This window comes from Bacillus sp. SDLI1 (assembly GCF_001553895.1).
GTDB classification, from domain to species: domain Bacteria; phylum Bacillota; class Bacilli; order Bacillales; family Bacillaceae; genus Bacillus; species Bacillus siamensis.
The window spans coordinates 2,342,114-2,367,792 of sequence record NZ_CP013950.1 but is presented as its reverse complement, the minus strand read 5'-3'; the positions used below and the strand labels follow the sequence as shown (position 1 = coordinate 2,367,792).

Annotated in this window: 22 protein-coding genes and 1 riboswitch; of the genes, 9 read left to right on the top strand and 13 right to left on the bottom strand. The window is 46.5% G+C overall.

What is annotated here, in order from left to right; all coding sequences use genetic code 11:
• Nucleotides 1–40: 40 nt before the first annotated feature.
• Complete coding sequence (locus AUL54_RS11370) at nucleotides 41–1,429, top strand: sugar porter family MFS transporter (RefSeq protein ID WP_060963875.1); 1,389 nt, start codon at nucleotides 41–43, stop codon at nucleotides 1,427–1,429.
• 43 nt (nucleotides 1,430–1,472) lie between these two features.
• Here the strand turns inward: AUL54_RS11370 and htpG are convergent, their stop codons facing one another.
• Both htpG and AUL54_RS11360 read right to left on the bottom strand, forming a co-directional pair.
• Entirely contained in the window at nucleotides 1,473–3,353 is a 1,881-nt protein-coding gene (htpG, locus tag AUL54_RS11365; RefSeq protein ID WP_060963874.1) for a molecular chaperone HtpG, read from the bottom strand.
• Nucleotides 3,354–3,523: 170 nt separating this feature from the next.
• Complete coding sequence (locus AUL54_RS11360; RefSeq protein ID WP_060963873.1) at nucleotides 3,524–3,772, bottom strand: hypothetical protein; 249 nt, start codon at nucleotides 3,770–3,772, stop codon at nucleotides 3,524–3,526.
• A gap of 128 nt (nucleotides 3,773–3,900) precedes the next feature.
• Between AUL54_RS11360 and AUL54_RS11355 the strand changes: the two genes are divergently transcribed.
• Nucleotides 3,901–4,722: an SDR family oxidoreductase gene (locus tag AUL54_RS11355; RefSeq protein ID WP_060963872.1), complete on the top strand. Its 822-nt coding sequence runs from the start codon at nucleotides 3,901–3,903 to the stop codon at nucleotides 4,720–4,722.
• A gap of 54 nt (nucleotides 4,723–4,776) precedes the next feature.
• On the opposite strand, the gene AUL54_RS11350 is transcribed toward AUL54_RS11355, so the two are convergent.
• The 4 genes from AUL54_RS11350 to AUL54_RS11335 form a co-directional block, all read right to left on the bottom strand.
• On the bottom strand, nucleotides 4,777–5,376 hold the full coding sequence (locus AUL54_RS11350) for a response regulator transcription factor (RefSeq protein WP_060963871.1): 600 nt from the start codon (nucleotides 5,374–5,376) through the stop codon (nucleotides 4,777–4,779).
• Nucleotides 5,373–6,509 (bottom strand): sensor histidine kinase, encoded by a 1,137-nt coding sequence (locus AUL54_RS11345; protein ID WP_060963870.1) that lies wholly within the window; start codon nucleotides 6,507–6,509, stop codon nucleotides 5,373–5,375. Before AUL54_RS11345 ends, AUL54_RS11350 begins: the two co-directional genes overlap by 4 nt.
• A 118-nt stretch (nucleotides 6,510–6,627) precedes the next feature.
• Entirely contained in the window at nucleotides 6,628–7,677 is a 1,050-nt protein-coding gene (locus tag AUL54_RS11340) for a Delta(5) desaturase DesA (RefSeq protein ID WP_060963869.1), read from the bottom strand.
• A 248-nt stretch (nucleotides 7,678–7,925) separates the two neighbouring features.
• Complete coding sequence (locus AUL54_RS11335) at nucleotides 7,926–9,083, bottom strand: TetR/AcrR family transcriptional regulator (protein WP_060963868.1); 1,158 nt, start codon at nucleotides 9,081–9,083, stop codon at nucleotides 7,926–7,928.
• Between the two features lie 141 nt (nucleotides 9,084–9,224).
• Between AUL54_RS11335 and AUL54_RS11330 the strand changes: the two genes are divergently transcribed.
• Nucleotides 9,225–10,562 carry an aldehyde dehydrogenase family protein gene (locus AUL54_RS11330; RefSeq protein ID WP_060963867.1) on the top strand — a complete coding sequence of 446 codons (1,338 nt, stop codon included), beginning with the start codon at nucleotides 9,225–9,227 and terminating at the stop codon, nucleotides 10,560–10,562.
• A 39-nt stretch (nucleotides 10,563–10,601) separates the two neighbouring features.
• On the opposite strand, the gene AUL54_RS11325 is transcribed toward AUL54_RS11330, so the two are convergent.
• Together AUL54_RS11325 and AUL54_RS11320 are read right to left on the bottom strand one after the other, a co-directional pair.
• Nucleotides 10,602–11,822 (bottom strand): PQQ-binding-like beta-propeller repeat protein, encoded by a 1,221-nt coding sequence (locus tag AUL54_RS11325; RefSeq protein WP_101605591.1) that lies wholly within the window; start codon nucleotides 11,820–11,822, stop codon nucleotides 10,602–10,604.
• Between the two features lie 130 nt (nucleotides 11,823–11,952).
• On the bottom strand, nucleotides 11,953–12,375 hold the full coding sequence (locus AUL54_RS11320; RefSeq protein WP_060963865.1) for a DUF5391 family protein: 423 nt from the start codon (nucleotides 12,373–12,375) through the stop codon (nucleotides 11,953–11,955).
• A gap of 144 nt (nucleotides 12,376–12,519) precedes the next feature.
• On the opposite strand from AUL54_RS11320, the gene AUL54_RS11315 reads away from it, so the two are divergent.
• The 3 genes from AUL54_RS11315 to AUL54_RS11305 all read left to right on the top strand — a co-directional run bounded on the left by AUL54_RS11315 (nucleotide 12,520) and on the right by AUL54_RS11305 (nucleotide 14,601).
• Complete coding sequence (locus AUL54_RS11315) at nucleotides 12,520–12,831, top strand: ArsR/SmtB family transcription factor (protein WP_015240918.1); 312 nt, start codon at nucleotides 12,520–12,522, stop codon at nucleotides 12,829–12,831.
• Between the two features lie 78 nt (nucleotides 12,832–12,909).
• Nucleotides 12,910–14,076, top strand: coding sequence for an MFS transporter (locus AUL54_RS11310; protein ID WP_060963864.1), 1,167 nt, complete (start codon nucleotides 12,910–12,912; stop codon nucleotides 14,074–14,076).
• 69 nt (nucleotides 14,077–14,145) lie between these two features.
• On the top strand, nucleotides 14,146–14,601 hold the full coding sequence (locus tag AUL54_RS11305) for an RDD family protein (protein WP_060963863.1): 456 nt from the start codon (nucleotides 14,146–14,148) through the stop codon (nucleotides 14,599–14,601).
• A gap of 36 nt (nucleotides 14,602–14,637) precedes the next feature.
• On the opposite strand, the gene AUL54_RS11300 is transcribed toward AUL54_RS11305, so the two are convergent.
• Entirely contained in the window at nucleotides 14,638–15,324 is a 687-nt protein-coding gene (locus tag AUL54_RS11300; protein ID WP_060963862.1) for a VOC family protein, read from the bottom strand.
• A gap of 300 nt (nucleotides 15,325–15,624) precedes the next feature.
• Here AUL54_RS11300 and ahpC point away from each other — a divergent pair, with 300 nt between their 5' ends.
• Nucleotides 15,625–16,188: an alkyl hydroperoxide reductase subunit C gene (gene ahpC / locus AUL54_RS11295; protein WP_004393188.1), complete on the top strand. Its 564-nt coding sequence runs from the start codon at nucleotides 15,625–15,627 to the stop codon at nucleotides 16,186–16,188.
• 13 nt (nucleotides 16,189–16,201) lie between these two features.
• Nucleotides 16,202–17,731: an alkyl hydroperoxide reductase subunit F gene (gene ahpF / locus AUL54_RS11290; RefSeq protein WP_060963861.1), complete on the top strand. Its 1,530-nt coding sequence runs from the start codon at nucleotides 16,202–16,204 to the stop codon at nucleotides 17,729–17,731.
• Between the two features lie 477 nt (nucleotides 17,732–18,208).
• Here the strand turns inward: ahpF and AUL54_RS11285 are convergent, their stop codons facing one another.
• On the bottom strand, nucleotides 18,209–19,552 hold the full coding sequence (locus tag AUL54_RS11285) for an amino acid permease (protein WP_016937400.1): 1,344 nt from the start codon (nucleotides 19,550–19,552) through the stop codon (nucleotides 18,209–18,211).
• A 144-nt stretch (nucleotides 19,553–19,696) separates the two neighbouring features.
• Nucleotides 19,697–19,777, bottom strand: a riboswitch (glycine riboswitch).
• Nucleotides 19,778–20,069: 292 nt separating this feature from the next.
• Here AUL54_RS11285 and fbp point away from each other — a divergent pair.
• A complete protein-coding gene (gene fbp, locus AUL54_RS11280; RefSeq protein WP_060963860.1) occupies nucleotides 20,070–21,995 on the top strand; it encodes a fructose-1,6-bisphosphatase in 1,926 nt (641 codons plus the stop codon).
• A 59-nt stretch (nucleotides 21,996–22,054) separates the two neighbouring features.
• Here fbp and AUL54_RS11275 read toward each other — a convergent pair whose 3' ends face one another.
• The 3 genes from AUL54_RS11275 to AUL54_RS11265 are packed head-to-tail and all read right to left on the bottom strand — an operon-like array spanning nucleotide 22,055 to nucleotide 25,677.
• Nucleotides 22,055–22,525 (bottom strand): (2Fe-2S)-binding protein, encoded by a 471-nt coding sequence (locus AUL54_RS11275; protein ID WP_060963859.1) that lies wholly within the window; start codon nucleotides 22,523–22,525, stop codon nucleotides 22,055–22,057.
• The gene (locus tag AUL54_RS11270; protein WP_060963858.1) at nucleotides 22,518–23,360 is read right to left on the bottom strand and encodes an FAD binding domain-containing protein; all 843 of its coding nucleotides are present in this window, start codon (nucleotides 23,358–23,360) and stop codon (nucleotides 22,518–22,520) included. Before AUL54_RS11270 ends, AUL54_RS11275 begins: the two co-directional genes overlap by 8 nt.
• Nucleotides 23,347–25,677 carry a xanthine dehydrogenase family protein molybdopterin-binding subunit gene (locus AUL54_RS11265; RefSeq protein WP_060963857.1) on the bottom strand — a complete coding sequence of 777 codons (2,331 nt, stop codon included), beginning with the start codon at nucleotides 25,675–25,677 and terminating at the stop codon, nucleotides 23,347–23,349. Before AUL54_RS11265 ends, AUL54_RS11270 begins: the two co-directional genes overlap by 14 nt.
• Between the last annotated feature and the right edge of the window lie 2 nt (nucleotides 25,678–25,679).

The window sequence follows — 25,679 nt, the reverse complement described above, 5'->3', positions numbered from 1 at the left end:
TAAACTATTATGCGTTCCAAAAAGATGAGGAGGATCATCTGTGAAGAAAAACACCAAAAAATATCTGATTTACTTTTTCGGAGCATTAGGCGGGCTGCTTTACGGTTATGACACCGGCGTGATTTCAGGGGCTTTGCTTTTTATCAACAATGATATTCCTTTAAACACGCTGACTGAGGGATTGGTCGTCAGCATGCTGCTGCTCGGTGCGATTTTCGGGTCCGCTTTAAGCGGGACATGCTCTGACCGATGGGGCCGGAGAAAAGTCGTCTTCGTCCTTTCACTCATTTTCATTATCGGCGCGCTTGCCTGCGCAGCTTCGCAAACCGTCACCATGCTGATCATCTCACGTGTCATTCTCGGTTTAGCCGTCGGCGGTTCAACGGCGCTTGTTCCCGTTTATCTTTCTGAGATGGCTCCGACAAAAATACGCGGAACGCTTGGCACATTGAATAACTTAATGATTGTAACCGGAATTTTACTCGCATATATTGTGAATTACATATTCACCCCATTTGAAGCTTGGCGCTGGATGGTCGGTCTCGCCGCAGTACCGGCGGCGCTGTTATTAATCGGAATCGCGTTTATGCCGGAATCGCCGAGATGGCTCGTCAAACGCGGCCGTGAACAGGAAGCCAGACAAGTCATGGAAATGACGCACGACAAAGAGGATATCGCCGTTGAATTGGCGGAAATGAAACAAGGTGAAGCTGAGAAAAAAGAATCTACGCTCGGCTTGCTGAAAGCAAAATGGATCCGCCCTATGCTGCTGATCGGGATCGGCCTCGCCATCTTCCAGCAGGCGGTCGGTATCAACACGGTGATTTACTATGCGCCGACCATCTTTACAAAGGCCGGACTCGGCACCTCGGCGTCCGTTCTCGGCACAATGGGAATCGGTGTCTTAAACGTCATCATGTGTATCACCGCCATGATCTTAATTGACCGGATCGGCCGGAAAAAACTGCTGATGTGGGGAAGCATCGGCATCACCTTGAGCCTGGCGTCATTATCAGCCATTCTCCTTCTGGCAGGCCTATCAGCTTCTACGGCTTGGCTGACCGTGCTGTTTCTCGGAATCTATATCGTCTTTTACCAGGCGACATGGGGTCCCGTCGTATGGGTCCTGATGCCGGAACTGTTCCCGTCAAACGCACGCGGAGCTGCAACCGGATTTACGACATTGATTCTGTCGGCAACAAACCTTGTCGTTTCACTGGTATTCCCGCTTATGCTGAGCGCCATGGGCATCGGCTGGGTATTCGGAATTTTCTCAGTCATCTGCCTCACATCCTTCTTCTTCGCCGCTTACATCGTTCCTGAAACGAAGGGCAGAAGTTTAGAAGAAATTGAAACGCACTTGAAAAAACGGTTCTCCTTAAAGAAGCGCAGCAAACAAAATCAAATTCTTAAACAGCGCACGCTGTAATAAAAAAAGGAATCGCCCCCGACGGGCGATTCCTTTTTTGGCGTCATACCATGACTTTGCAAATATCATTCGTAAATTCGACCGGATCATGGATCGGCAGCCCTTCAATCAGCAGCGCCTGATTGTAGAGAAGATTTGTGTATAAAGCAAGCTTTTCCCGATCTTGTCCGTGCGCGTTCTTTAACGTCTCAAACACTTCGTGATTCGGGTTGATTTCCAGCACTTTTTCCGCTTTGACCTGCTGGCTGTCAGGCATGGCGTTTAACACTTTCTCCATTTCGATCGTCACTTCGCCGTCTGTCGCAAAGCAGACCGGATGAGATTTCAAGCGTTTTGATGCTCTGACATTCTTGACTTTATCCGCAAGAATGTCTTTCATGCTTTCAAACAGGTCTTTATATTCGTTTTCTTCGGCTTCAGTCTGCTTTTCATCTTCGTCACTGTCGATGCCTAAGTCGGCGCTAGATACGGATTTGAACTCTTTTTCCTCATAGCTTGTCAGCATTTTGATCGCGAATTCATCAATATCTTCCGTGAAATATAGAATCTCGTAGCCTTTGTCCGCCACCATTTCAGTTTGCGGCAGCTTTTCAATCCGCTCATATGAATCGCCGGACGCGTAATAGATATATTTTTGATCCTCAGGCATTCTGGACACATATTCATCCAGTGTGACGAGCTTTTTCTCCTTAGAAGAATAGAAAAGAAGCAGGTCTTTTAATACGTCTTTATTCGCGCCGAAATCATTGTAGACGCCGAATTTCAGCTGTCTGCCGAAAGATTCATAGAAAGATTCGTATTTTTCCCTTTTGTTCTTCAGCAGGCTCTTCAGCTCGGCTTTGATTTTTTTATTGATGTTTTTCGCAATCAGCTTCAGCTGGCGGTCATGCTGCAGCATTTCTCTGGAAATGTTCAGCGACAGATCTTCAGAATCCACCATGCCTTTTACAAAGCTGAAATGATCCGGAAGCAGGTCGGCGCATTTATTCATGATCAGCACGCCGTTGGAATACAGCTCCAATCCTTTTTCGAATTCCTTCGTATAATAGTCAAACGGCATGTTTTCCGGAATAAACAAAATCGAATTGTAGCGCACCGCTCCATCGACGCTGATGTGCACGTGGGTCAGTGGTTTATCGAGGCCGTAATGCTTTTCAGCGTAAAAAGCCTCGTAATCCTCATCCGTCAGCTCGCTTTTGTTTTTTCTCCAGATCGGCACCATGCTGTTGACCGTCTGTTCTTCCTGAACCTCTTCAAACTCGTTCTCGCTGCCCTCTTTCGGCTTGTTGACCGTCTCTTCCATTTTGATCGGGTAGCGGATAAAGTCTGAGTACTTTTTCACGATCGCTTTGATGCGGTAGTTTTCTAAAAACTCATCATAGCTTTCATCTTCTGTGTTTTCTTTTATTTTCAGGGTGATTTCCGTACCGACGGTTTCCTTGTCACACGGCTCGATCGTGTAGCCGGCAGCCCCTTCCGACTCCCATACATACGCCTCGTCACTGCCGAGCGCTTTACTTTTCACCGTGACCTTATCAGCCACCATAAACGCCGCATAAAAACCGACGCCGAACTGGCCGATAATGTCATGGCCGTCTTTCGTGTCATTTTCTTGCTTGAAAGCGAGTGAACCGCTTTTCGCAATCGTTCCGAGATGCTGTTCAAGCTCGTCTTTTGTCATCCCGATACCGGTATCTGTGACAGTGAGCGTTCTCGCCTCTTTGTCCGCCGTCACTTTTATGTAGTAATTGTCTTGATCAAACGTTAAAGAATCATCGGTTAGCGCTTTGTAATAGATTTTGTCAATCGCATCACTCGCATTGGAAATTAACTCTCTGAGAAAAATTTCCTTCTGCGTATAAATGGAGTTAATCATCATATCCAGCAAACGCTTGGATTCTGCTTTAAACTTTTTTTTCCGCACTTCAGATCTCTCCTTTAATTATGCTTTGATGGTATGTAAAATCTTTTCAGCATCTATTTATCATATGCGGTGACAATTGTCAACTGGATCAGCAGATGCATATATTGTAAATTTAACATGTTAATGGATTCATTTCACCCATTTTATCAATAAAAAAGAGAGAATGCTGATCATCCTCTCTTTTCTTCTTCTTTCCAGCGGCCGAATTCCTTCTTCATCCATATGTATGACGGGTAGAAAAACAAACTAAATAAGAGAAGAGATCCCATGTTTCGCAAAAACTCATGCAGAACATTTCTTACGGTGAGAGGAAATGTGATGTCATGAGAAAAAATAGCGATGACGATGGAAATAGCAAACCATATAGGGACAACGGTATAACAATAAAGCGCTATCTCCTTCTTATGCTGTATCTTCAAAATATGTAAGCCTCCCAATGATGTATATACATAATATTAACATATTTAATAGGTATTTAGAAATGAAGTTCTATATGTTTATCCCCCTAATCAGCGGGAACAGATATAGAAAAAGGAGGAATCGCTATATGGGAAGATTAACAGACAAAACCGCAATCATCACAGGGGCCGCGACAGGCATCGGACAAGCGACGGCACGGGTTTTCGCCGATGAAGGCGCCCGCGTGATCTGCGGTGACATCAAGGAAAGCGAACTGAATGAAACCGTCAGCGCCATCAGAAAAAATGGCGGAGAAGCAGAGGCCTTTCATCTTGATGTATCAGACGAAGAAAACGTAAAGTCTTTTGCAGACGGCATTCAGCAAAAGTACGGAACAATAGATATTCTTTTTAACAATGCCGGTGTTGACCAAGAGGGCGGCAAAGTCCATGAATACCCGGTCGAACTTTTTGACCGGATCATCGCCGTCGATCTGCGCGGCACATTTCTGTGCAGCAAATATCTCATTCCGCTTATGCTCGAAAAAGGAGGCTCCATCATTAACACCTCCTCCATGTCAGGCCGGGCCGCAGACCTTGACCGCTCCGGCTATAACGCCGCAAAAGGCGGAATTACAAACCTGACGAGAGCGATGGCCATTGATTACGCCCAAAGCGGAATCCGCGTCAATTCCTTATCGCCGGGCACGATTGAAACGCCGCTCATTGATAAATTAGCAGGCACGAAAGAAGACGAAATGGGCGAGGCGTTCCGTGAAGCCAACAAATGGATCACGCCGCTCGGCCGGCTCGGAAAACCGGAAGAAATGGCGGCTGTCGCGCTCTTCCTCGCTTCAGACGACAGCTCTTACGTCACAGGAGAAGACATCACGGCAGACGGCGGCATCATGGCATACACATGGCCGGGGAAAATGCTGATTGATAAGAAGTGGAAGGAAGAGACAGAGTGACGGCGAAAAAGAAACAAGCCAGTGCAAAAACACTGGCTGAACAAGGAGGGCTGGTTACTTAAACCAGCCCTTTTCCTTTGAGCGGGTAATGGCCTCAATTCGATTTTTCACTTCTAATTTATCCAGAATCATCGAAACGTAATTGCGGACTGTACCGCTTTTGATGCTGAGGGCATTTGCAATTTCTTTCGTGTTTTTTCCGTCTGCGACGAGTTCGAGCACCGCTTTTTCCCGTTCAGTCAGCGGGTTTTCTTCACCATAGATATCCTCCATTAATTCAGGGGCGTAGACGCGCCTTCCTTTCATAACGCTGCGGATGGCGCTGACGAGCTCCTCACTCGGGCTGTCCTTGAGCATGTAACCGCTGACGCCCGCTTTTAGCGCCCGCTGAAAATAGCCGGAGCGGGCAAAGGTCGTCAAAATGATAATTTTCACATCACTGTCCTTGAGTTTTTCCGCCGCCTCAAGACCTGATACCCCGGGCATTTCAATATCCATCAGACAGATGTCAGGCGCATTTTTTTCCACGAAGTCGATCGCATCCTGGCCGCTTGTGCCTTGGCCGACAACCGTCATATCCTCTTCTAAATTCAACAGCGAACCGAGTGCGCCAAGCAGCATTTGCTGATCCTCGGCAATGAAGATGTTGATCATCTGCTACCATCCTTTTCTTTTGATTTTGAATCATTCGGGATTCTCATGGTCAGCTTTGTTCCGGCAGCTGTATCGATGGCTAAACTGCCATTCGCGAATTCAAGCCGTTCTCTCATTCCAAGCAGGCCGTGCCCCTTTGAAAAAAAGCGGTCTTCTCTGCATTGAAAGCTGCCGTCGTCTTCTACCGTAATGACAGCCTCTTTCCAAAGCTGCTGAATGGTGATGCGGCATACTTTGGCGCCGCTGTGTTTCACGACATTGGTGACGGCTTCTTTAATGCACATGCTGACAATGTTTTCGTTCAGCAAAGAGATATGTTTTGGCGCTTCTTTTTCTTCATACACAAATTCAATTCCTGCCGCTTCAAGAATTTGCCGAACATTGCCGAGCTCATCCTTCAATCGGATGCCTTTCATCGACGAGACAATTTGTCTGACCTCATTTAAGGAGGAGCGGGCCGTCTCTTGAACGCTTTTCAGTTCAGTGCGGGCCTGTTCAGGGTCCTTGTAAATCAGCTTTCGGGCAAGGTCGCTTTTCAGTCCGATTAAGGAGAGCTTTTGTCCAAGTGTATCGTGAAGGTCCCGGGCAATGCGCTGCCTTTCTTCCAGCTTCACAAGATCCGCGATTCGTTCATTTGCATATTCTAATTTCTCCTCAAGGCGCTCTCGTGCCTTTCTGCTTCGAATGCTGAGCGGGAGGAGGATGGCACTGATCAGAGTGATGACGATAAACGGGATTTGCGTCAAAAACCAGTCTTTTTTCAGAACAAGGCTGAAGTTGACGGCAATCGCCGCGCTGATGATATGAATGTAATATAAGATGTAAAATGGAACTTTGTCCCGGATATGGCCGATGAAGTAGGCAATAAAAAAAGCGAAATAAATATAGCTGAACAGCAAGACTGAACCGGTCGATATGCCGATCAGAAGAAGCGCCCATAAGTAAACCGGCCAGCCTTTTGCAACAAATGCAAAGCGATACGCGCCAAAGAAAACAAGTGTGAAAATGACGCCGGACACCATTACAAAGGTAGAAGAGCTCTTGAAAATAAAATAAAAGGGCAAGATGAAAAAAATCGTCCATATATAAGGAGAAATCCCATTCAGTTTTTGAAATTTAAAATATTTCTTCATCCTTATTCCACCTTCTACCGCTTGTGTCTACCATCACTTTACCAAAACGCCGCCTTTATTGCATCCTCACACATAAAGAGCAGGCCCTTTCTGATAAGAGAAAGAGCCGCGCGCCATATCAGGCATTTTTCTTTAAACGTTCTTTCGGCACCTGCTTGGGCGGCGGTGTTTTCCGCGCCTCCCGAAAGGTGACAAATTGCTTTTCATCCTCATCCCACAGACGGAATTTCATGGATTCAAGACTTGTTTTAAGCGTAATGGTCGGTACGTTTTTTAAAGGTTCATGCCCCTCGTGAGCCGCTTCCAGCTTGTAATTCGGCACTTTCGGGCTTAAGTGGTGGACATGATGGTAGCCGATATTGCCTGTCAGCCATTGCAAAAGCTTCGGAAGCTTGTAAAAGGAGCTTCCTTCTACCGCGGCCTGCACATAGTCCCAATGCTCATCGGCTTCAAAATAAGAATCCTCGAACGTGTGCTGGACATAAAAGAGCCAGACGCCGATTGACCCCGAAATAAGGAAAATCGGACCCTGAACAAGCAAAAAGTTTTCCCAGCCGACAAGCAGGCATGTTGCAGCAGCCAATAAGACAATCGCCGCGTTCGTGAAATAGGTGTTCCAGCGTTCCTTGCGGCGGGCGCCTTTTACATTGAAACGGTTTTTAATCAGAAATACGTAAATCGGGCCGAGAATAAACATAATAAACGGATTGCGATAAAGTCTGTAGCGTACTTTTGTCCAGGCTGACGCTTCGTTGTATTCCTTAACGGTCATCATCCAAATATCGCCTGTTCCCCGTTTATCTAAGTTGCTGCTTGTCGCATGATGAATGGAGTGGCTGCGCTGCCATTGAGAGAACGGAAACAGTGTCAGCACACCTGAAATAAACCCAAACAGCCGGTTCAGCTTCTTTTGTTTGAAAAAGGATTGATGGCAGCAGTCGTGGAAAATAATAAAGATTCTTGTCAAAAATCCCGCTGCTATAACAGTAAAGGCGAGGGTTAGAAGATAGGAGACATTGAGGCTGAAGTAAGCAAGAAACCAAAGGGCAAAGAACGGTACAAACGTGTTGAGAAGCTGAATGACACTATGCTTTGTATCGGCACCGGAAAATGCGGCAACCTGCTTTTTTAAAGACGCTTGTTTTTGAGTTGCGGCGTGATTGATCATGAATGTCATGTCCCTTCTTTTTCATTATGATCCCAAGTATAACGGGGCGCCGGACGCTTTTGTAGTAGCAGCCATCATGCCCCGAATATGACATTTGTCATGTTTGGCAGCAGAAATGCTGATCTGGCGTCATATGACAGGTTTCTTTTTTTATAAGGGATCAAGCCGGACACTTCATAACGGCACTTCTCGAAGAAAACAGAAAAAAAAAGAACTCCGCCTGTTTTGGGAGTTCTTTTTCATCATCTTCACAGCAAAATCACCCGATACTTCTTCACATCCAAAAACTGCAGAAACTCCCGGGCCAGCATGTCCGGCGCGTGGTCTTTTCCTTCATGAAGGCGATATTGAATCAAGCCGACAAGCATGGACGCGACATAGTATGCATAGAGCTTTTTGCCCGCCTGAATGTGCAGAGGCTGATGAAGATAAAACGATTGCAGCGCTCTGAACATTTCCGGGATGACGTCAGGCACTCCGGAACCCTCTCTCAGAAAATGGACGAGCGGCATGCCGTCGGACAGTGCGGAAAAGAGCCGGACGAGCGCGGCTTCCGCTTCTTCCATGGAGCAGTCAGCAGGATCTCCCTTTACCGTCAATAATCCGATCAGCTCCCGGCATGATTGGTGGATGATCGTTTTCAGCAACGCTTCTTTGTTGGCGTAATGGTCATAGAAAGTGGCACGGCGCAGGTTGCTTTTACGGGCAATATCGGAAATCGTAATCGCCGCGTAATCCTTTTTTTCCGCTGCTAAGCCGATCATAGCCTCTTGCAAGGCCTGCCTCGTCCGTGTCACCCGCCGGTCGGCGGGCTTTTTTTCTTCTTGTTCCGGCACCCGGCGGCCGAACAGCCAGTAAAACCGTTTTTGAGAAATCAAATCCCACACCTGCCCGCTGATCGCTTCCGGTGATGCCCCGGGCTCCTCATTCAGCCAGTACAACACAATGGCATACGTGTATAAAGAGCGGTAATGAATGTACATATCCTGTTCGGTCGGTGAGAAATTTGCATTCACCGGTGACAAAAGCACATCATGCCGGAATACATCTTTAAAAAAAGCATGAAAGTGAAAATACGGCATTTTATGACGATCCATCATCGTTTGGAAAAACGCCCGATGCCGGTCAACAAAAGACAGGGTCGGATGCACTTTTTGCCAGCCGCCATTTAAATGAAGCACATCTTTATGCTTCAGCGAATCGTACAGCGCTTCACTCAGCCCGTCCTTCATTTCTTCCGCTATATCTTCTAAAATTGCATATTTATCCTCGTAATAAAGGTACAGTGTCCCCCGGCTCACGTGCGCCCGTTCGGCGATATCCTTCATGGTCACACGGCGGATATCCCGCTCCCTAAGCATAACCAAGAGCGCTTGTTTGATGTCAGTTGTCACAGAATCCGGCATAAGAGACACTCCTTTCATTAGACAGATCACCGCAATTTGTACGGTAACGTATAGATGCGTTTACGCTGTCTTTGCCGCAAAATCACATCACACTATAATAGGCCCTGAAGAAACAAAAAAGCAACCAGAGGAGGAAGACCGATGGATCAGCATATAAAAGCAGAAATCAAACGCGTCTTTGAGCTTCAGAAAAAAAATCAAAAAACACTGCGTGCTTCAACAGCCGGGCAGCGCAAAGAAAAGCTTCAGCGCTTTTTAGATGCCGTCACCGCTCATGAAGAAGAAATCATTGAGGCGATCAGACGGGACGTCCGCAAGCCTTATCATGAGGTGAAAAGAGCGGAAACGCAGGGAACGATCAAGGCGATTAAAGATAATATGAACAATCTCGACACCTGGATGGCGCCGAAACGCGTCGGCTCATCCGTCAGCCCGGACGCTGACGGCGTATTAATGTACGAGCCAAAAGGCGTCACTTTAATTCTCGGCCCATGGAATTATCCGTTTATGCTGACGATGGCTCCGCTTGCCGCCGCCATTGCAGCCGGCAACAGCGCGATTGTGAAGCTGTCTGATTTTACGATGGAGACGAGCCATATTGCCGCGACAGTCATTCGCGAGGCATTTCATGAAGAAGAAGTCGCCATTTTTGAAGGTGAGGTTGATGTCGCGACAGAACTGCTCGACCAGCCGTTTGACCACATTTTCTTCACCGGCAGCACGAATGTCGGCAAAATCGTCATGACGGCAGCGGCGAAGCACTTGTCGTCCGTCACGCTTGAGCTTGGCGGAAAAAGCCCGACGATCATTGACAGCGGCTATGATTTAATGGACGCGGCGAAAAAAATCGCCGTCGGCAAATTTGTCAATGCGGGACAAACATGTATCGCTCCTGACTATCTCCTTATGAAGGAAGATGTACAGGACACCTTTACAGATCTCCTGCAAACCATTGTCAATGCAGGTTTTATGGAGGATGATCATACGGTTGACCGCAATAAATTCACGCAGATTGTCAATGAGCGCAACTTTAACCGTGTCAAAGCTCTATATGATGATGCCATTGAGAAAGGGGCGAAAACGGCCTTCGGCGGCGTATTCGATGCACATGACCGCACGATTTCTCCGACCGTGCTGACAAACGTCACGCCCGATATGAAGATTATGCAGGAGGAGATTTTCGCACCGATTCTGCCGATTATGAATTACGAAGATATCAGTGAAGCCGTTGATTACATCACTGACCGGGACAAGCCGCTTGCCTTATATGTATTCAGCCGTAATCAGGAGCTGATCGATTATGTTCTGCAGCACACGACGTCCGGCAACGCTTCTATCAATGATGTCGTCGTTCATTTCACTGACGTTAACCTTCCGTTCGGCGGCGTTAATACGAGCGGAATCGGTTCATATCACGGTGTGTACGGCTTTAAAGAATTTTCTCATGAAAAAGGCGTATTTATTCAAGCCTCTAAATAAAAAAAGAATCCGCGCAGATGACGCGGATTCTTTTTTTTATTATTTTGTTGCCCCGAATGCGAGCAGTTTCGTAAAAGTGCCGACGTAAAGCGTGCCGTCTTCAGCCAGAACCGGGGAGGAAATGACATTGCTGTCTGTTTGATAGCGCCATTTTTCATTACCGTCAGCGTCAACCGCATAGACGTTTTTATCGTCAGAGCCGAAGTACACATTGCCGTCTGCATCAATCAGCGGCGCCGTTCTCACAGGCCCGTCCGTATAGAAAGACCAGTTCATATTACCGGTTTTGCTGATGGAAAACAGTTCGCCGCTTCCGGAACCGATATACACATTGCCGTTATGGTCAATCGCTAATGAAGAACTGGAGAAACCGTTTAACGGGAACGTCCATTTTACAGCACCCGTTGATGTATAGGCGTATAAGCTGCCGTCTTGGTTTCCGGCGTAAACGGTGCCGTCTCTGTCAATAACCGGATAGCCTTTAAATCCGTTGGACGTCGATTTTGACCATTTCACTTGGCCCGTTCCGGAATTGATCGCATAAAAGATATTATTGTACGTTGCCGTATACAGCGTGCCGTTTGACGCTAACACGGGAGCAGAGCCGACCACGCCGTTTGTTTTAAACTTCCACTTTTGCGTCCATGTCGAAGGCGACGTCGGTTTAATCGCATAGATATAGTTATCCAGCGTCGACACATACAGCGTGCCGTCAGATCCGATAGCCGCATCAGAACTCGGCGCTGCGCTCAGCGGAACTGAAGTTAAAATGTTTCCGGTTTCTTTGTCGATGAAATACAGTTTTTTATCGTGAGAAGGAAGATAAATGACACCGTTTGTTCCGAGCACCGGAGTCAGCGTATAGGTTGTCCCGAGGTTTTCCGTCACCCATTTCACAGAACCGTCCGGATGATATGCCGTCAGCTTCCCGTCTTTTGATTGAATAAATACGGTGCCGTCCCCGTCAACCGCGGCTCCCGCACCGTTTTGAGGATTGGCCGGAACATTCTTTTCCCATTTTAATGCGCCATCGGCAGTGCTTGTAAACCGGCTTTCTCTTGACCAGTTGAACATCGTCGGAGACATGGCCTGCGCGTCATACCGTCCCGTCAAGAAACCGGATGCCGCATGATTTTGTTTAAATACCGTTTCCGCAGCTTGAGCAGCCGCCGGATGCAGCCATTTTGCCCCCGGCAGATCAGAAACCGCTCCCACAGATAAAGCCGCAGCAACCGCAGCGCCGGCTGCTAATGTTTTCATTCGAAGTGAAGCCGTCTTTTTTTTCAATGTCAGTTCCTCCCGTTTCTATTAAAAACTGCTATACCGCTATAATCATACCATAATCATCCTATGAAATATTTGTATTTTCGGCAGATTTATAGAACAAATGTCACATAGCCTGCTGCTGATGTTTCGGAGAGGAACGAAACGCGGCAATGTACCATATCACATTGACGATAAAAGCCGCGCCTGACCATGCGAGAGGACCGTAATAAAGAGACAGCTCCTGCCCTAAGGAAATGGCGGCCAATAGCGCCACCAACAAGACAGCCGCGCATATGATAAGCCCGATTCCGCAAAAAACGGCCATGATGATTTTCATGACACGAACACCGAGAACATACATAATGAACGGGACCGCATATATCACAAGGATCTGACCGACGGCGGCCCACATGCCTGCGGAGTTAAAACGATTCGCGTTCGGCCCCGTTTCTGCAAGCGGAGAAAGCGAGACGATGACCGGCAACAGACAAAACATCAGAGCGGAAAGCAAGGTCACCGCGATCGTACCTTTTTTCTTTTGATTCAAGTGAATATCCTCCTGATAAATACCCGGATTTTTTACCGGTAATCTGATAATATGTTATATTTTAACACGGTTTTTACTTATTTTGAGAAGCATTTCGTTAAAAAACGAATTTACAAATCCAGAAAAATAGATATAATAAACGTTATGGAACCGATATTGATTCATAAAGCGTTATCTAACAAAACACGAAGTGATATTATGACATGGCTTAAACACCCGGAGGACCATTTTGATGAAAGGCCTTATCTTGAGCAGGGCCTCAGTTTCCGCACCGGAATTTGCGTCGGTGATATTCAGGCAAAGTCGGGGCTTGCGCAGTCCGTCATCTCCAGCTACCTGCTGACCATGCAAAAAGCCGGCCTGCTGGAATCTGAACGAATCGGAAAGTGGACCTATTACAGAAGGAACGAAAAACAAATTAAAGCCTTTGCTGACTATGTTCAGCACCAGCTATAACCATGAAAGGAGGGCTTTTTTCGTTCTAACATATCTATTTTTCTGTATATGTAGTTATAAAAGGAGGTATACATAACAATGAAAAAAAGCAGTTCCATCTTCATTCTTTTTTTGGCCCTAGGGGTTTTCGGGATTATTACGACCGAGATGGGCATCATCGGGGTTCTTCCGCAAGTGGCGGACAGATTTCAAATGACCGCTTCAAAAGCGGGGTGGCTTGTCAGTATTTTCGCATTCATCGTCGCTGTGTCGGGACCGTTTTTGACCTTGCTTGCTTCAGGTATAAACCGGAAATACATTCTGCTTTTGGCGGTGCTGATGTTTGCCGTTTCTAATGCGGTCTACGCGTATACGGCGCATTTCAGTGTCATGCTTGCGTTTCGGATCATTCCGGCCTTATGCCACCCCGTGTTCTTTTCTGTAGCGCTTGCGGCCGCGGCCCGCCTTGTTCCCGCCGCCCAATCCGGAAAAGCCGTAACGAAAGTATTTTCAGGCATCACCGCCGGCTTTGCGTTCGGCGTCCCTTTCACGTCCTATCTGGCTGAGCGTCTCTCCCTTGAATCAGCCTTCCTATTCGGCGCGATTGTCAGTCTCATCGCGTTCACGGGCATTCTTCTCTTTTTGCCATCCATGGCGGTCACAGAAAAAATGTCTTTCAGAAGCCAGCTCGGCATCCTTCGCAAACCGGCCTTGTGGCTTAATATCGCTGCCGTCACCTGTCTCTTTGCGGCCATGTTTTCTGTCTACAGCTATTTTGCGGAGTACCTCGGACGTGTGTCGCATATGAACGGCACATGGGTCAGCTTCATGCTGATGAGCTTCGGGGTGATTATGATAGCCGGGAATTTCGTCTTCGGCGCTTTGTTATACAAAAATATGAAAAAGACCGTCATCCTGTTTCCGCTTCTTTATACAGCCGCCTACTTGCTCATATACGGGTTTGGGGCGTCTTTCGCACCGATGGCCGTCCTTGTCTTCGTATGGGGCGCCGTTCATTCCGGCGGGCTCATTGTGAGTCAGACTTGGCTTACTGCGGAAGCAAAGGAGGCCCCCGAATTCGGCAACAGCCTGTTTGTCTCCTTTTCCAACCTCGGCATCACCATCGGAACGGCGGCGGGAGGCTGGTTTATTTCACATTTGGGAATCCATCAGCTGATGTGGTGCGGCATCATATTTGCCCTTCTGGCTTTTGGACTGATCATGGGACGCTTAGCATGGGGAAAGAGGCCGCTCGCAGAAGCTTAAACTCCGTTGCAAAATCCGGCATGTTTTCGTATAATATGCCAGATTAAAGCAAGGGAGAGAAAAAGATACATGGAAAGACCGGCAGGATTTTGGATTCGGTTTCTGGCTTACGTCATTGATCAGATCATCATAGGAATTCCGATTTTTATCATTCAATTTGCAGTCACTTTTTTATTTGCGGCAGGCGTTGCGGCGGCTGACCCCTTCATGACCGAAAATCAGTTTAACATCTCTTTTCTGGTGTTCGGCGTCATCCCGATTCTTGTGAGCTCTTTTGTGATCAGCATCTTATATTTCAGCCTGCTCACAGCCTCAAAGATGCAGGGGACACTGGGAAAAGCATTGCTCGGCCTTAAGGTCGTCAATGAAGATGGCGGACGCATTTCCATTGGCCAGGCCTTCGGACGCGCTTTCGCTTATATCATATCTAAGGTCATTCTTTATATCGGTTTCATTATGGGTGCCTTCGGAGAGAAAAAAGCGCTGCACGACATCATGTGCAGCACCCGGGTTGTTTATAAATAATGTCCTTAAGTCCGGGCCTTTTGAGCCCGGGCTTTTTTATGACGGCTGCGCCCGCTTGATGTCAATGCCGCCTTTTCCGTCAGCCTCAATGCGGATCGTCCCGTTCACAATGACAGACAGCGGATGAAACTCCGCATGCTGATCAGAAAAAATCCAGCGGCGCCCGTTCGGCCCTAAAAGCAAAAACGCCCCATCATTGTAATCGCCCATAAAATGAAATCCGTTCTCCTTAAGAGGCGCGCCGTCTCTCACCGGTATACCGAAACGCTGCAGCTCCTTCCCGGTCGATACCACCTCAGCAGCCGTCAGATTCACCTCGCCGATATTCAGGACGGACTCAATCGAAAAACGTTCCGCACTTGCCGGCGATGTGTCTCTCGCGATGAATTCCGCCACATTGTGGGATGGATCTTTAAAATAAAAGGAACGTGCTTTAATATGGGAGAAATACACCTCATCCTCGCCATCTTCCGTTTGAAAAACGACTTTATCCTTTATCCATGCCTTCGCCTCATCAAAACGATTATTCGGAATGTTAAACGCGAAATGATACGTCGGATGAGATTGAGAATCGGTGCGCCTGAATTCCAATTCGCTTTCTCCCGCCCTGATTGTAAACGAATCATCGGACTGATCCGCTAAAGAAAAACCCAACACCCTTACATAGAAGTCTTTCGTCTCCTCTAAAGCACAACTGTACAAAGTAATGTTATTTATTTGCATGATCATACCCCCTTTGGTTTATACTGCCATATAGAGGGGTTGATTTCCCACCATTTCGTTTCACCAATTGAGAATCCCCCTTTCGCCCGGCGCTAAACATGATAAACAGCGCCGAACCGCTTATACCAAGCGATTTTTAACGTTTAAAGCAAAAAAAGCAGAAAATAATACCTCATATAGCTTGACAAAAAATAAATGTTATTTAATAATCTATATATAATTAGAATTATTATTGAAAGATAAAGTGAATGCTTTGTCTTTTTAATATATTTTAAAATCACATTTCAGGAGGAAGATATTATGTCTTTAATCGGAAAAGAAGTACTGCCATTCGAAGCAAAAGCTTTCAAAAACGGTGAATTCATCGATGTAACAAACGAAGATTTGAAAGGTCAATGGAGCGTTTTCTGCTTCTACCCAGCAGATTTCTCTTTCGTTTGCCCGACTGAGCTTGAAGATCTTCAAGGACAATACGCTGCACTGAAAGAATTAGGCGTTGAAGTATACTCTGTTTCTACAGATACTCATTTCGTACACAAAGGCTGGCATGACAGCTCTGAAAAAATCGGCAAAATCACTTACGCAATGATCGGTGACCCATCTCAAACGATCTCCCGCAACTTCGACGTTCTTGACGAAGAAACTGGTCTTGCTGACCGCGGAACATTCATCATCGATCCTGATGGCGTCATCCAAACAGTTGAAATCAATGCAGGCGGTATCGGCCGTGACGCAAGCAACCTTGTAAACAAAGTAAAAGCAGCTCAATACGTTCGTCAAAACCCAGGTGAAGTCTGCCCGGCTAAATGGGAAGAAGGCGGCGAAACACTTACACCTAGCCTTGATTTGGTAGGTAAAATCTAAGGAGTGCATTCAATTGGTACTTGATGCAAATATCAAAGCACAATTAAATCAATACATGCAGCTAATTGAGAACGACATTGTTCTCAAAGTAAGCGCCGGTGATGATGACACTTCTAAGGACTTGCTGGCTCTCGTTGACGAACTGGCTTCCATGTCATCTAAAATTTCAGTTGAAAAAACTGAATTAAACAGAACACCGAGCTTCAGCGTTAATCGTACCGGAGAAGACACAGGCGTTACATTCGCCGGTGTTCCTCTCGGCCACGAATTTACATCATTAGTGCTGGCATTGCTTCAAGTCAGCGGCAGAGCGCCTAAGGCTGATCAAAAGGTCATTGACCAGATTAAGAACATCAGCGGAGAATACCGCTTTGAGTCTTATATCAGCCTGACATGCCACAACTGCCCTGATGTCGTCCAAGCATTAAACATGATGAGCGTGCTCAACCCGAATATCACTCATACAATGATTGACGGCGCGGCATTCAAAGAAGAAGTAGAAAGCAAAAACATTATGGCTGTTCCGACTGTTTTCTTAAACGGTGAATCTTTCGGAAGCGGCCGTATGACCATCGAAGAGATTCTCGCGAAAATGGGCAGCGGCGCAGATGCGTCTGAGTTTGCCGACAAAGAGCCGTTTGACGTTCTTGTTGTCGGCGGCGGACCTGCCGGCGCAAGCGCGGCGATCTACACGGCGCGTAAAGGCATCCGCACCGGTGTCGTCGCTGAACGCTTCGGCGGCCAGGTACTCGACACCATGAGCATCGAAAACTTCATCAGCGTCAAAGCGACTGAAGGACCGAAGCTCGCTGCAAGCCTTGAAGAGCACGTGAAAGATTATGATATTGACGTCATGAACCTTCAGCGCGCGAAACGCCTTGAGAAAAAAGACCTCTTCGAACTTGAACTTGAAAACGGCGCTGTACTGAAAAGTAAAACAGTGATCCTGTCAACAGGTGCCCGCTGGCGCAATGTCAACGTACCTGGTGAGCAAGAGTTCAAAAACAAAGGTGTTGCATACTGCCCGCACTGTGACGGACCATTGTTTGAAGGCAAAGACGTAGCCGTTATCGGCGGCGGAAACTCCGGAATCGAAGCGGCGATTGACCTTGCAGGTATCGTCAATCACGTGACTGTGCTGGAGTTCGCGCCGGAGCTGAAAGCAGACGAAGTCCTGCAAAAACGTCTTTACAGCCTGCCAAACGTCACTGTGCACAAAAATGCACAAACGAAAGAAATCACAGGCGACCAAAACGTAAACGGCATTACGTTCGTTGATCGTGAAACAGGCGAAGAAAAACACGTTGAACTTCAAGGTGTTTTCGTCCAAATCGGTCTCGTGCCTAATACAGAATGGTTAGACGAAACCGTCGAACGCAACCGCATCGGCGAAATCATCGTCGATAAGAGCGGCGCAACAAGCGTTCCCGGCCTATTCGCCGCAGGGGACTGCACAGACGGCCCGTACAACCAAATCATTATCTCAATGGGATCAGGTGCAACTGCCGCTTTAGGCGCATTTGATTATTTGATCCGGAATTAATGTAAAAAGCCGCCATATGAATGGCGGCTTTTTATGTTATCAGTTAGGGTTTGCTCCGCCAACACATGCTTTTCCTCATAGTTTTGCAGATGCTCCATTTGAATTTTAAGGGTAAATAATGTTAACATTATCCTTGTTAAAATATCAATATATTCCCATTTATATCTATTGCTTTTTTCCTCAAATTAGAAAGGGGTTATTTGAATTGCAAAGAAAGTCTTTTACTGACTCATCAATTTTCTTTTTTTTAATTTGTATTTTGGGAGGCATACTTTTTCTTTTAACAAAATGATTCGAGTCTTTTTTAGTTGTTGACTCTCTAATTTTATACATAAGGCTTGTCGCTATCCACCGTTCCCTTTAAGGCACAAATAGCTTGTTTCCTATATGCCTGGTTAACGAAAGAAAAAGACAGCATACTGCAAGCGGCACGCTGTCTTTTTCTTGAAACTCTGATGACCATTTACTTCATAACCTTTATGTCTTGCTCCCTCTCGCCCGATAGATAAGAAACAGTCCAATAAACCACAGCGGCGTCAGCAGCAAAGCCGGGCGCGTCGCATCCGCAAACAGCATAATCACCAGAATGGCGGCAAACAGCGCCAGCACGGCGTAATTGATAAACGGCGCGAACGGCGCCTTGAAAGACGAGCTTGCGTGTAAGTCCGGGCGGGTTTTCCTGTATCTGATATGACAGACAAGAATCACGCCCCACACCCAAATGAAACAAATCGCGCTGATGGTGGTCACGATGCCAAACGCTTCTTCCGGTATCAATTTGCTTAAAAGAGCGCCCGCTGACAGCACAATGACCGATACCCATAACGCGCTGCTCGGCACATGGTTTTTATTCAGCTTCGCGAAACTGGCCGGCGCCTGTTTCGTTTTGCTTAAGTTATACAAAATCCGGCTTGTAGAAAACATCCCGCTGTTACAAGCAGAAGCGGCCGACGTTAATACGACAAAATTAATGATTCCCGCGGCCACCGGAATGCCGACTAAGCTGAAGGTCTTCACAAAAGGACTTTCCGCCGCATTCAGCTGCGTCCAAGGGTTAATACATAAAAGAATGATCAATGCCCCGACGTAGAAAAATAAAATACGCAATGGAATTTTATTGATAGCGGACGGAATGTTTTTTTTCGGATTTGATGTCTCCGCTGCCGACACACCCACTAATTCCACACCGACATAGGCGAAGATCACCATCTGGAACGATAGCAAAAAGCCTGAAAACCCGTTTGGAAACAAGCCTCCGTGCTCCCACAGATTCGCCGCTGAAACCGTTCCGGTATGCGTTTTGAACCCAATCACCAGCAAAACCACACCGATGACAATTAACGCGAGAATCGTGATCACCTTAATTAAGGCGAACCAAAACTCCAACTCTCCAAAAATCTTGACCGTTAACAGATTAAGCCCTAATAAAATGAGCAAACAGATAAGTGCAGGAACCCATTGCGGAATGTCAAACCAATATTTCACATATACACCGACGGCGATCACATCCGCCATAGCCGTCATAATCCAGCAAAACCAATAAGTCCAGCCGGTGACAAACGCCGCACGCGGCCCTAAATACGCCTCGGCAATATCCGTTAATGATTGGTACCCCGCTTTAGATAACAGCAGTTCTCCCAGCGCCCGCATGACGAAAAAAAGCGCAATACCTACAATAAAATACGCAAAGATGATAGAAGGACCCGCCAGCTGAATCGCCTTACCGGACCCTAAAAACAATCCGGTGCCGATCGTGCCGCCAATGGCGATCAGCTGCACGTGCCGATTCGACAAGTCCCTCTTTAGCTCTCGCTGTTCCACACCTGACTCCTCCTTACTTTTTGATGAACGACGAGAAAATAAAGCCAATAAAAAAAGAGATTGGATGCCCTCCAATCTCATGGTCATAAGAATATCAAATTATATTTGCGCCGCTGACAATCAACAGCATGCCAAATACATATTCGGTACTCTTCTGTCCTTTTGCCTGAGATTGTGAACCCTTCGGCGCCGCGGTAAACCCGCGGTCTCTCCAGAAGCCGCTCCTGCTGTAGTTCGACCCACAGCAATCATAGCCTGCTACGTATTAAGTTTCCGATAGAAATAACTATCAGCTAAATTTTTATTTTAATAGAAGTTTAATCATTTGTCAACAGGGTGATGAGCTGTCTGCGGAAGGTATATGTTGAGGCCTTAAGCGCCGTATTTTCTGTTTTGTTTGTCTCAAAAAGGACTTATGAGGTACTATCATATAAGGTCTAATAATTTAAACATCATGTCATACTTTAAATTCACCTTATCATGCAATGGCTCGTAAATAAAAAGGGGATGGACGAGATTGGAAACCAAATATTTAGATCTGCTCGCACAAAAATACGATTGTGAAGAAAAAGTGGTCACAGAGATCATTAATCTGAAAGCGATACTGAACCTGCCGAAAGGAACCGAGCATTTCGTCAGTGATCTGCACGGAGAGTATCAGGCATTCCAGCACGTGCTGCGGAACGGTTCAGGAAGAGTAAAAGAGAAGATCCGCGATATTTTCAGCGGCGTCATTTACGATAGAGAAATTGATGAACTGGCGGCTTTGGTCTATTATCCGGAGGACAAACTGAAGCTGATCAAACATGACTTTGATACGAAAGAGGCATTAAACGAGTGGTATAAAGAAACGATTCATCGGATGATTAAGCTCGTTTCATATTGTTCTTCCAAGTACACCCGCTCCAAATTGCGCAAAGCGCTGCCTGCCCAATTTGCTTATATTTCCGAAGAGCTGCTGTACAAAACAGAACAAGCCGCCAACAAAGAACAATATTACTCCGAAATCATAGAACAGATCATCGCGCTCGGCCAAGCTGATAAGCTGATCACCGGGCTTGCTTACAGCGTGCAGCGATTGGTGGTCGACCATCTGCATGTTGTCGGCGATATTTATGACCGCGGACCGCAGCCGGACAGGATTATGGAAGAACTGATCAACTATCATTCAGTGGATATTCAATGGGGGAATCACGATGTTCTCTGGATAGGCGCCTATGCCGGTTCGAAAGTATGTCTGGCCAATATTATCCGTATCTGTGCCCGCTATGACAACCTGGACATTATTGAAGATGTCTACGGCATCAATCTGAGACCGCTATTGAACCTTGCCGAAAAATATTATGATGATAACCCGGCTTTCCGCCCGAAAGCAACTGAAAACAGACCGGAAGATGAGATTAAGCAAATCACAAAAATCCATCAGGCGATCGCGATGATCCAATTCAAGCTTGAGAGCCCGATTATTAAGAGACGGCCGAACTTTAATATGGAAGAACGGCTGTTACTGGAAAAGATTGATTATGACCGCAATGAAATCACGCTGAACGGAAAAACGTATCAACTGGAAAACACCTGCTTTGCGACGGTGAATCCCAAACAGCCCGATCAGCTATTAGAAGAAGAAGCAGAAGTCATGGACAAGCTGCTGTTTTCTGTCCAGCACTCCGAAAAGCTGGGCCGCCATATGAATTTTATGATGAAAAAAGGCAGCCTGTATTTAAAATATAACGGCAACCTGTTGATTCACGGCTGTATTCCTGTTGACGAAAACGGCAATATGGAAACGATGATGATTGAGGATAAAGCTTATGCGGGCCGTGAGCTGCTAGATGTTTTTGAACGGTTCTTACGGGAAGCGTTTGCTCATCCGGAAGAAACTGATGACCTGGCGACAGATATGGTCTGGTACTTATGGACAGGCGAGTATTCCTCCCTCTTCGGAAAACGCGCCATGACCACCTTTGAGCGGTATTTCATCAAAGAGAAGGAAACGCATAAAGAAAAGAAAAACCCGTATTACTATTTGCGTGAAGACGAGGCAGCCTGCCGAAACATCCTGAAGGAATTCGGGCTCAACCCGGATCATGGCCATATCATCAACGGCCATACACCGGTAAAAGAAATCGAAGGCGAAGATCCGATCAAGGCAAACGGAAAAATGATCGTCATCGACGGCGGCTTCTCCAAAGCCTACCAATCCACAACAGGCATCGCCGGCTACACGCTCTTATACAACTCCTACGGCATGCAGCTCGTCGCCCATAAACACTTTAACTCCAAGGCCGAAGTGCTGAGCACCGGAACCGACGTCTTAACGGTGAAACGATTAGTTGACAAAGAGCTGGAGCGGAAGAAAGTGAAAGAAACGAATGTCGGTGAAGAACTGATGAAAGAAGTGGCGATTTTGGAGAAACTGCGGGAGTATCGGTATATGAATTGAGGAATATGGAGTTCAGGGATGATTCTCTGGGCTCTTTTTGTGATTCCCCGCAACAACGGCTAATGATCCCCTTTCCCTTCAACCGTATGTAAAACCGATTTAACCGCTTCTTCAATCTCCTTATAACCCGTACATCTGCAAATATTGGACTCCAGCCAATTTTTAATCGTTTCATCACTTGCATTCGGCTCAGTATTCACTAAGGCATGACAATTCATGAGAAAACCAGGTGTGCAATATCCGCATTGAAACGCAAATTTTTCAATAAAAGCCTTTTGAATCGGCGTATTGATAAGTCCTTCAATTGTCGTAATGTCCTTTCCTTCCCCTTCTGCCGCAAGCATTAAGCAAGATTTCATCGGTATCCCGTCCGTTAATACCGTACAGGCGCCGCAATCACCATTTAAGCAGCCCGGCTTTGCACCAGTTAATCCGAGACGAAGACGGAGAGCAAATAACAAAGTATCGGCCGGTCTGACCGTAATCTGTCTTTCTTCGCCATTTACTTTCAACGTAATAGGATCAGACATGGGAACCTCCTTCTAATTCTTGTAAGGCATCTAAGATTGTATGCTGCAAGACAAATATCCGATATTCACTTGAGCCTTCTGCATCATCAAGAACGGGTTTGGGTACATACTGTAAAGATCTGCGCACTCTATCTTCTGCTGTGCCGCTTTTATCGTTAAGCACAGCCTCCATTTCAGCAGAACGAAAAGGAAATGGACATACGCCGCTGAAGGCCATTCTGATCTCATCATCTTTTTTCAGCGCACAGACTGTCACCAATGGATATCCGACATTCCACTGCTGTCTTCTTTTGATACTGACAAACGGCAAGTCAACATACGCTCGATCGACAACGATATGAAATAAAAAATCTCCTTTTCGCAACTGTAGTTCCTTGTTAAATACTTTATTTATGGGACGGTAATGAATCCCCGCTCTCCCTGCAATCCCTAGCAAACTATCAGAAATCAGCAGCGGCAGCACGGCCTCACGGTAATAGATGCCCCCGCAAATGTTTCCGCCCAGGCTGATTTTATTTCGAGACGTCCGATCCGCAATTTCACTTACCGTTTTACTTAATAGCGGAAATGGATTTTTTTCCTCCAGTTTCGTTAGTGATACGCCCGCTCCGATCACCAGATCATGTTCATAAAAACGGATGGCGTGAAATCCCGGAAGTGCGTTCATATCTATCACTGCATCCGTATAGACGATATTCAGCCTTCCTAACGTGATAATTTCCGTGCCGCCGGAATAATACAATGGTGTTCTCTTTTCGGCCGCAAGCGAGTGAAACAGACGGGTTGTTTCTTGAATGGTCTTCGGTTTAAAATAGTCGAAATTAAACGGTATCATCTTTCCACCCCATTTGCGTCCTCCATAATTGTTCGGGAATGAGAGGAAGTTGATTCAATTGGACTCCTAAAGCGGCGGAAAGGCAATTTCCCAATGCTGCCGGCATCCCCAACAGTCCGTGTTCCCCGCCTCCGCGCGCTCCATAAGGCGCAATCACATGCGGGGTTTCAACAAATTCAATGATATATTCAGGCTGCTCTCCATAGTGAAGGGGTCTGTATGTTCTGAGTTGAGGATTTAATACTCTTCCATACGGTTCAAATACAAAGGTTTCTCTTCCTCCAAATGCGATTCCCATACTCATCCCCCCCATCACTTGACCCCTAGCAGCTTTTTCATTCAGTACAGTTCCTATATCTACAACAGAATAGGCTTTTGTAATTCGATACGTATAATCCCGTTTATCCAACTCAACTTCAATTCCCTGAGCACCGACAGCCCACTCGGGTCCCGGCTTCCCTCTTCCCGTTTCCCGGTCTAAATTCGTCATTCGGGTTAATGTGTAATTGCCGCTCGCAATGATTTGGCCGCCAATGGTATTTCCATTTGGAAACGTGTATCCGTAAGCAATGTCTTTTATGTCAACATGTACAGCAGGATGATCTATAAAATAAACCTTTCCGTCGGCCACTTCCAATTCCTCGACAGGAACCCGCAACACGCATGATGCCACTTCCTTAAGCTTTCGAATGGCTTCTTCCGCTGCATTCAGTACGGCTCTTCCGGCCATTAACGTCCCTCTGCTCCCTACGGTTTTCCAATGTTCGGGTGTTGTTTGCGTGTCTACAAGCATTTTCACGTGAATTTTGCTTATATCCATTTTCATTCGTTCCGCCAAAATTTGGGCTAACACTGTTTTTGTCCCTGTTCCAATTTCCACTACCCCTGACATCAAATTAATGCTTCCATCGGGATTGAAGGTTAAAATCACCCCGGATGTTGCATTTGTATCAAATGTTGAGGTTTTCCAAATGCAGCTGATCCCCTTCGCCCGTATCTTCCGGCCGTCGATTTCAATTCTCTGTCCCTCGGACCAATTCATTAATTCCTTCAATCTCTCAATGCATTTCGGCACATTTCCGACCGTGCTTGAATTGAGAAGAACTTGAGTCGGTGTCGTATCACCGGGACGAATGGCATTTTTATAGCGGAGTTCTAACGGGTCCATGTTCAGCTTTTCCGCCAATACATCCATCGTCCGCTCAAAGGCAAATAACACTTCAGCATGGCTGTAGCCTCTATATGCACTTGGATATGGATGATTCGTATACATACAATATGAATCACACGATATATGGCCGATAGCGTACGGACCCGTACAATCAACCACCGCAGCCCGGCTGATGTCCACTCCTTTATCAGAGTATGCTCCGCCATCAAATAAAAGCTGAATGTCTGCCGCCTTTAAAATTCCGTCCTTTGTGGCCCCTAATTTGACAATGGCATCCAATCCTATATGACCAGGAGATGTGATCATATCCTCTTCTCTCGTATTAAATAATTTGACGGGCCGGCCTCCGACTGCTTTTGATGCCAAATAGGCAATGACCTCTAACTGAACGGCTGCTTTTCCCCCGTACGCCCCTCCTACTAAAGGGGTTTTGACGATAACCTTTCCGGGTTCAATTCCAAAGTACCACTCCATTAATTTTTTAATGGCAAAAGGAGCTTGAGAGGATGTTGTCATGATAATCTCCTCATCAGCCCGAATTTCAACAATCGAGCATCTTGTCTCCATAGCCGCGTGATCAGAAGGGTTAAAGGAAATTTGGAATTCTGCTGTCACATCACTTTCCTTAAATCCGTCTTCAATATTTCCTTTTCTGATTTTATCCAGGTTCGCGATATTTGTCTTCGGAACCGGGAATACACCTGCCTTCTTCTCATAGCGGTCAACATGTTCATGGACGAGGGGAGCATCTTTTTGAAAAGCCTCACGGGGGGAATTGACGACGGGAAGAGGTTTATAGGACACTTTAATGGCATCCGCGGCCTTTTTGGCTATGATTGGATTTTCCGCCACAACTACAGCAACCGGCTCACCGTGGTATCTGACCCTTTTATAAGCAATCGGCGGCCTGTCTTTAATTTCTTCACCTGCAAGCGGAAAAGGTTCATCGCCCAATATCGCTTTCACTCCGGGAATCTTCCAGGCTTCTGAAAAATCAATAGACACAATATCGGCATGAGCATATGGGCTGATCAGCATTTTTGCGTGTAATGTGCCTGTTGCATGTAAATCATCCGTATATTTCGCCTTACCCGTCACTTTTTCAAGAGCCTCTTTCCGAATGACACTTTTCCCGATATACTCCAACT

Bases quoted from the DNA above. Each gene is read 5' to 3' on its own strand.
- AUL54_RS11340 (WP_060963869.1), bottom strand. From the start codon at position 7,677: ATGATCAATCACGCCGCAACTCAAAAACAAGCGTCTTTAAAAAAGCAG.
- AUL54_RS11300 (WP_060963862.1), bottom strand. From the start codon at position 15,324: ATGCAAATAAATAACATTACTTTGTACAGTTGTGCTTTAGAGGAGACG.
- AUL54_RS11330 (WP_060963867.1), top strand. From the start codon at position 9,225: ATGGATCAGCATATAAAAGCAGAAATCAAACGCGTCTTTGAGCTTCAG.
- ahpC (WP_004393188.1), top strand. From the start codon at position 15,625: ATGTCTTTAATCGGAAAAGAAGTACTGCCATTCGAAGCAAAAGCTTTC.
- AUL54_RS11310 (WP_060963864.1), top strand. From the start codon at position 12,910: ATGAAAAAAAGCAGTTCCATCTTCATTCTTTTTTTGGCCCTAGGGGTT.
- AUL54_RS11335 (WP_060963868.1), bottom strand. From the start codon at position 9,083: ATGCCGGATTCTGTGACAACTGACATCAAACAAGCGCTCTTGGTTATG.
- AUL54_RS11315 (WP_015240918.1), top strand. From the start codon at position 12,520: ATGGAACCGATATTGATTCATAAAGCGTTATCTAACAAAACACGAAGT.
- AUL54_RS11305 (WP_060963863.1), top strand. From the start codon at position 14,146: ATGGAAAGACCGGCAGGATTTTGGATTCGGTTTCTGGCTTACGTCATT.
- AUL54_RS11355 (WP_060963872.1), top strand. From the start codon at position 3,901: ATGGGAAGATTAACAGACAAAACCGCAATCATCACAGGGGCCGCGACA.
- AUL54_RS11325 (WP_101605591.1), bottom strand. From the start codon at position 11,822: ATGAAAACATTAGCAGCCGGCGCTGCGGTTGCTGCGGCTTTATCTGTG.
- AUL54_RS11345 (WP_060963870.1), bottom strand. From the start codon at position 6,509: ATGAAGAAATATTTTAAATTTCAAAAACTGAATGGGATTTCTCCTTAT.
- AUL54_RS11275 (WP_060963859.1), bottom strand. From the start codon at position 22,525: ATGTCTGATCCTATTACGTTGAAAGTAAATGGCGAAGAAAGACAGATT.
- AUL54_RS11270 (WP_060963858.1), bottom strand. From the start codon at position 23,360: ATGATACCGTTTAATTTCGACTATTTTAAACCGAAGACCATTCAAGAA.
- AUL54_RS11350 (WP_060963871.1), bottom strand. From the start codon at position 5,376: ATGATCAACATCTTCATTGCCGAGGATCAGCAAATGCTGCTTGGCGCA.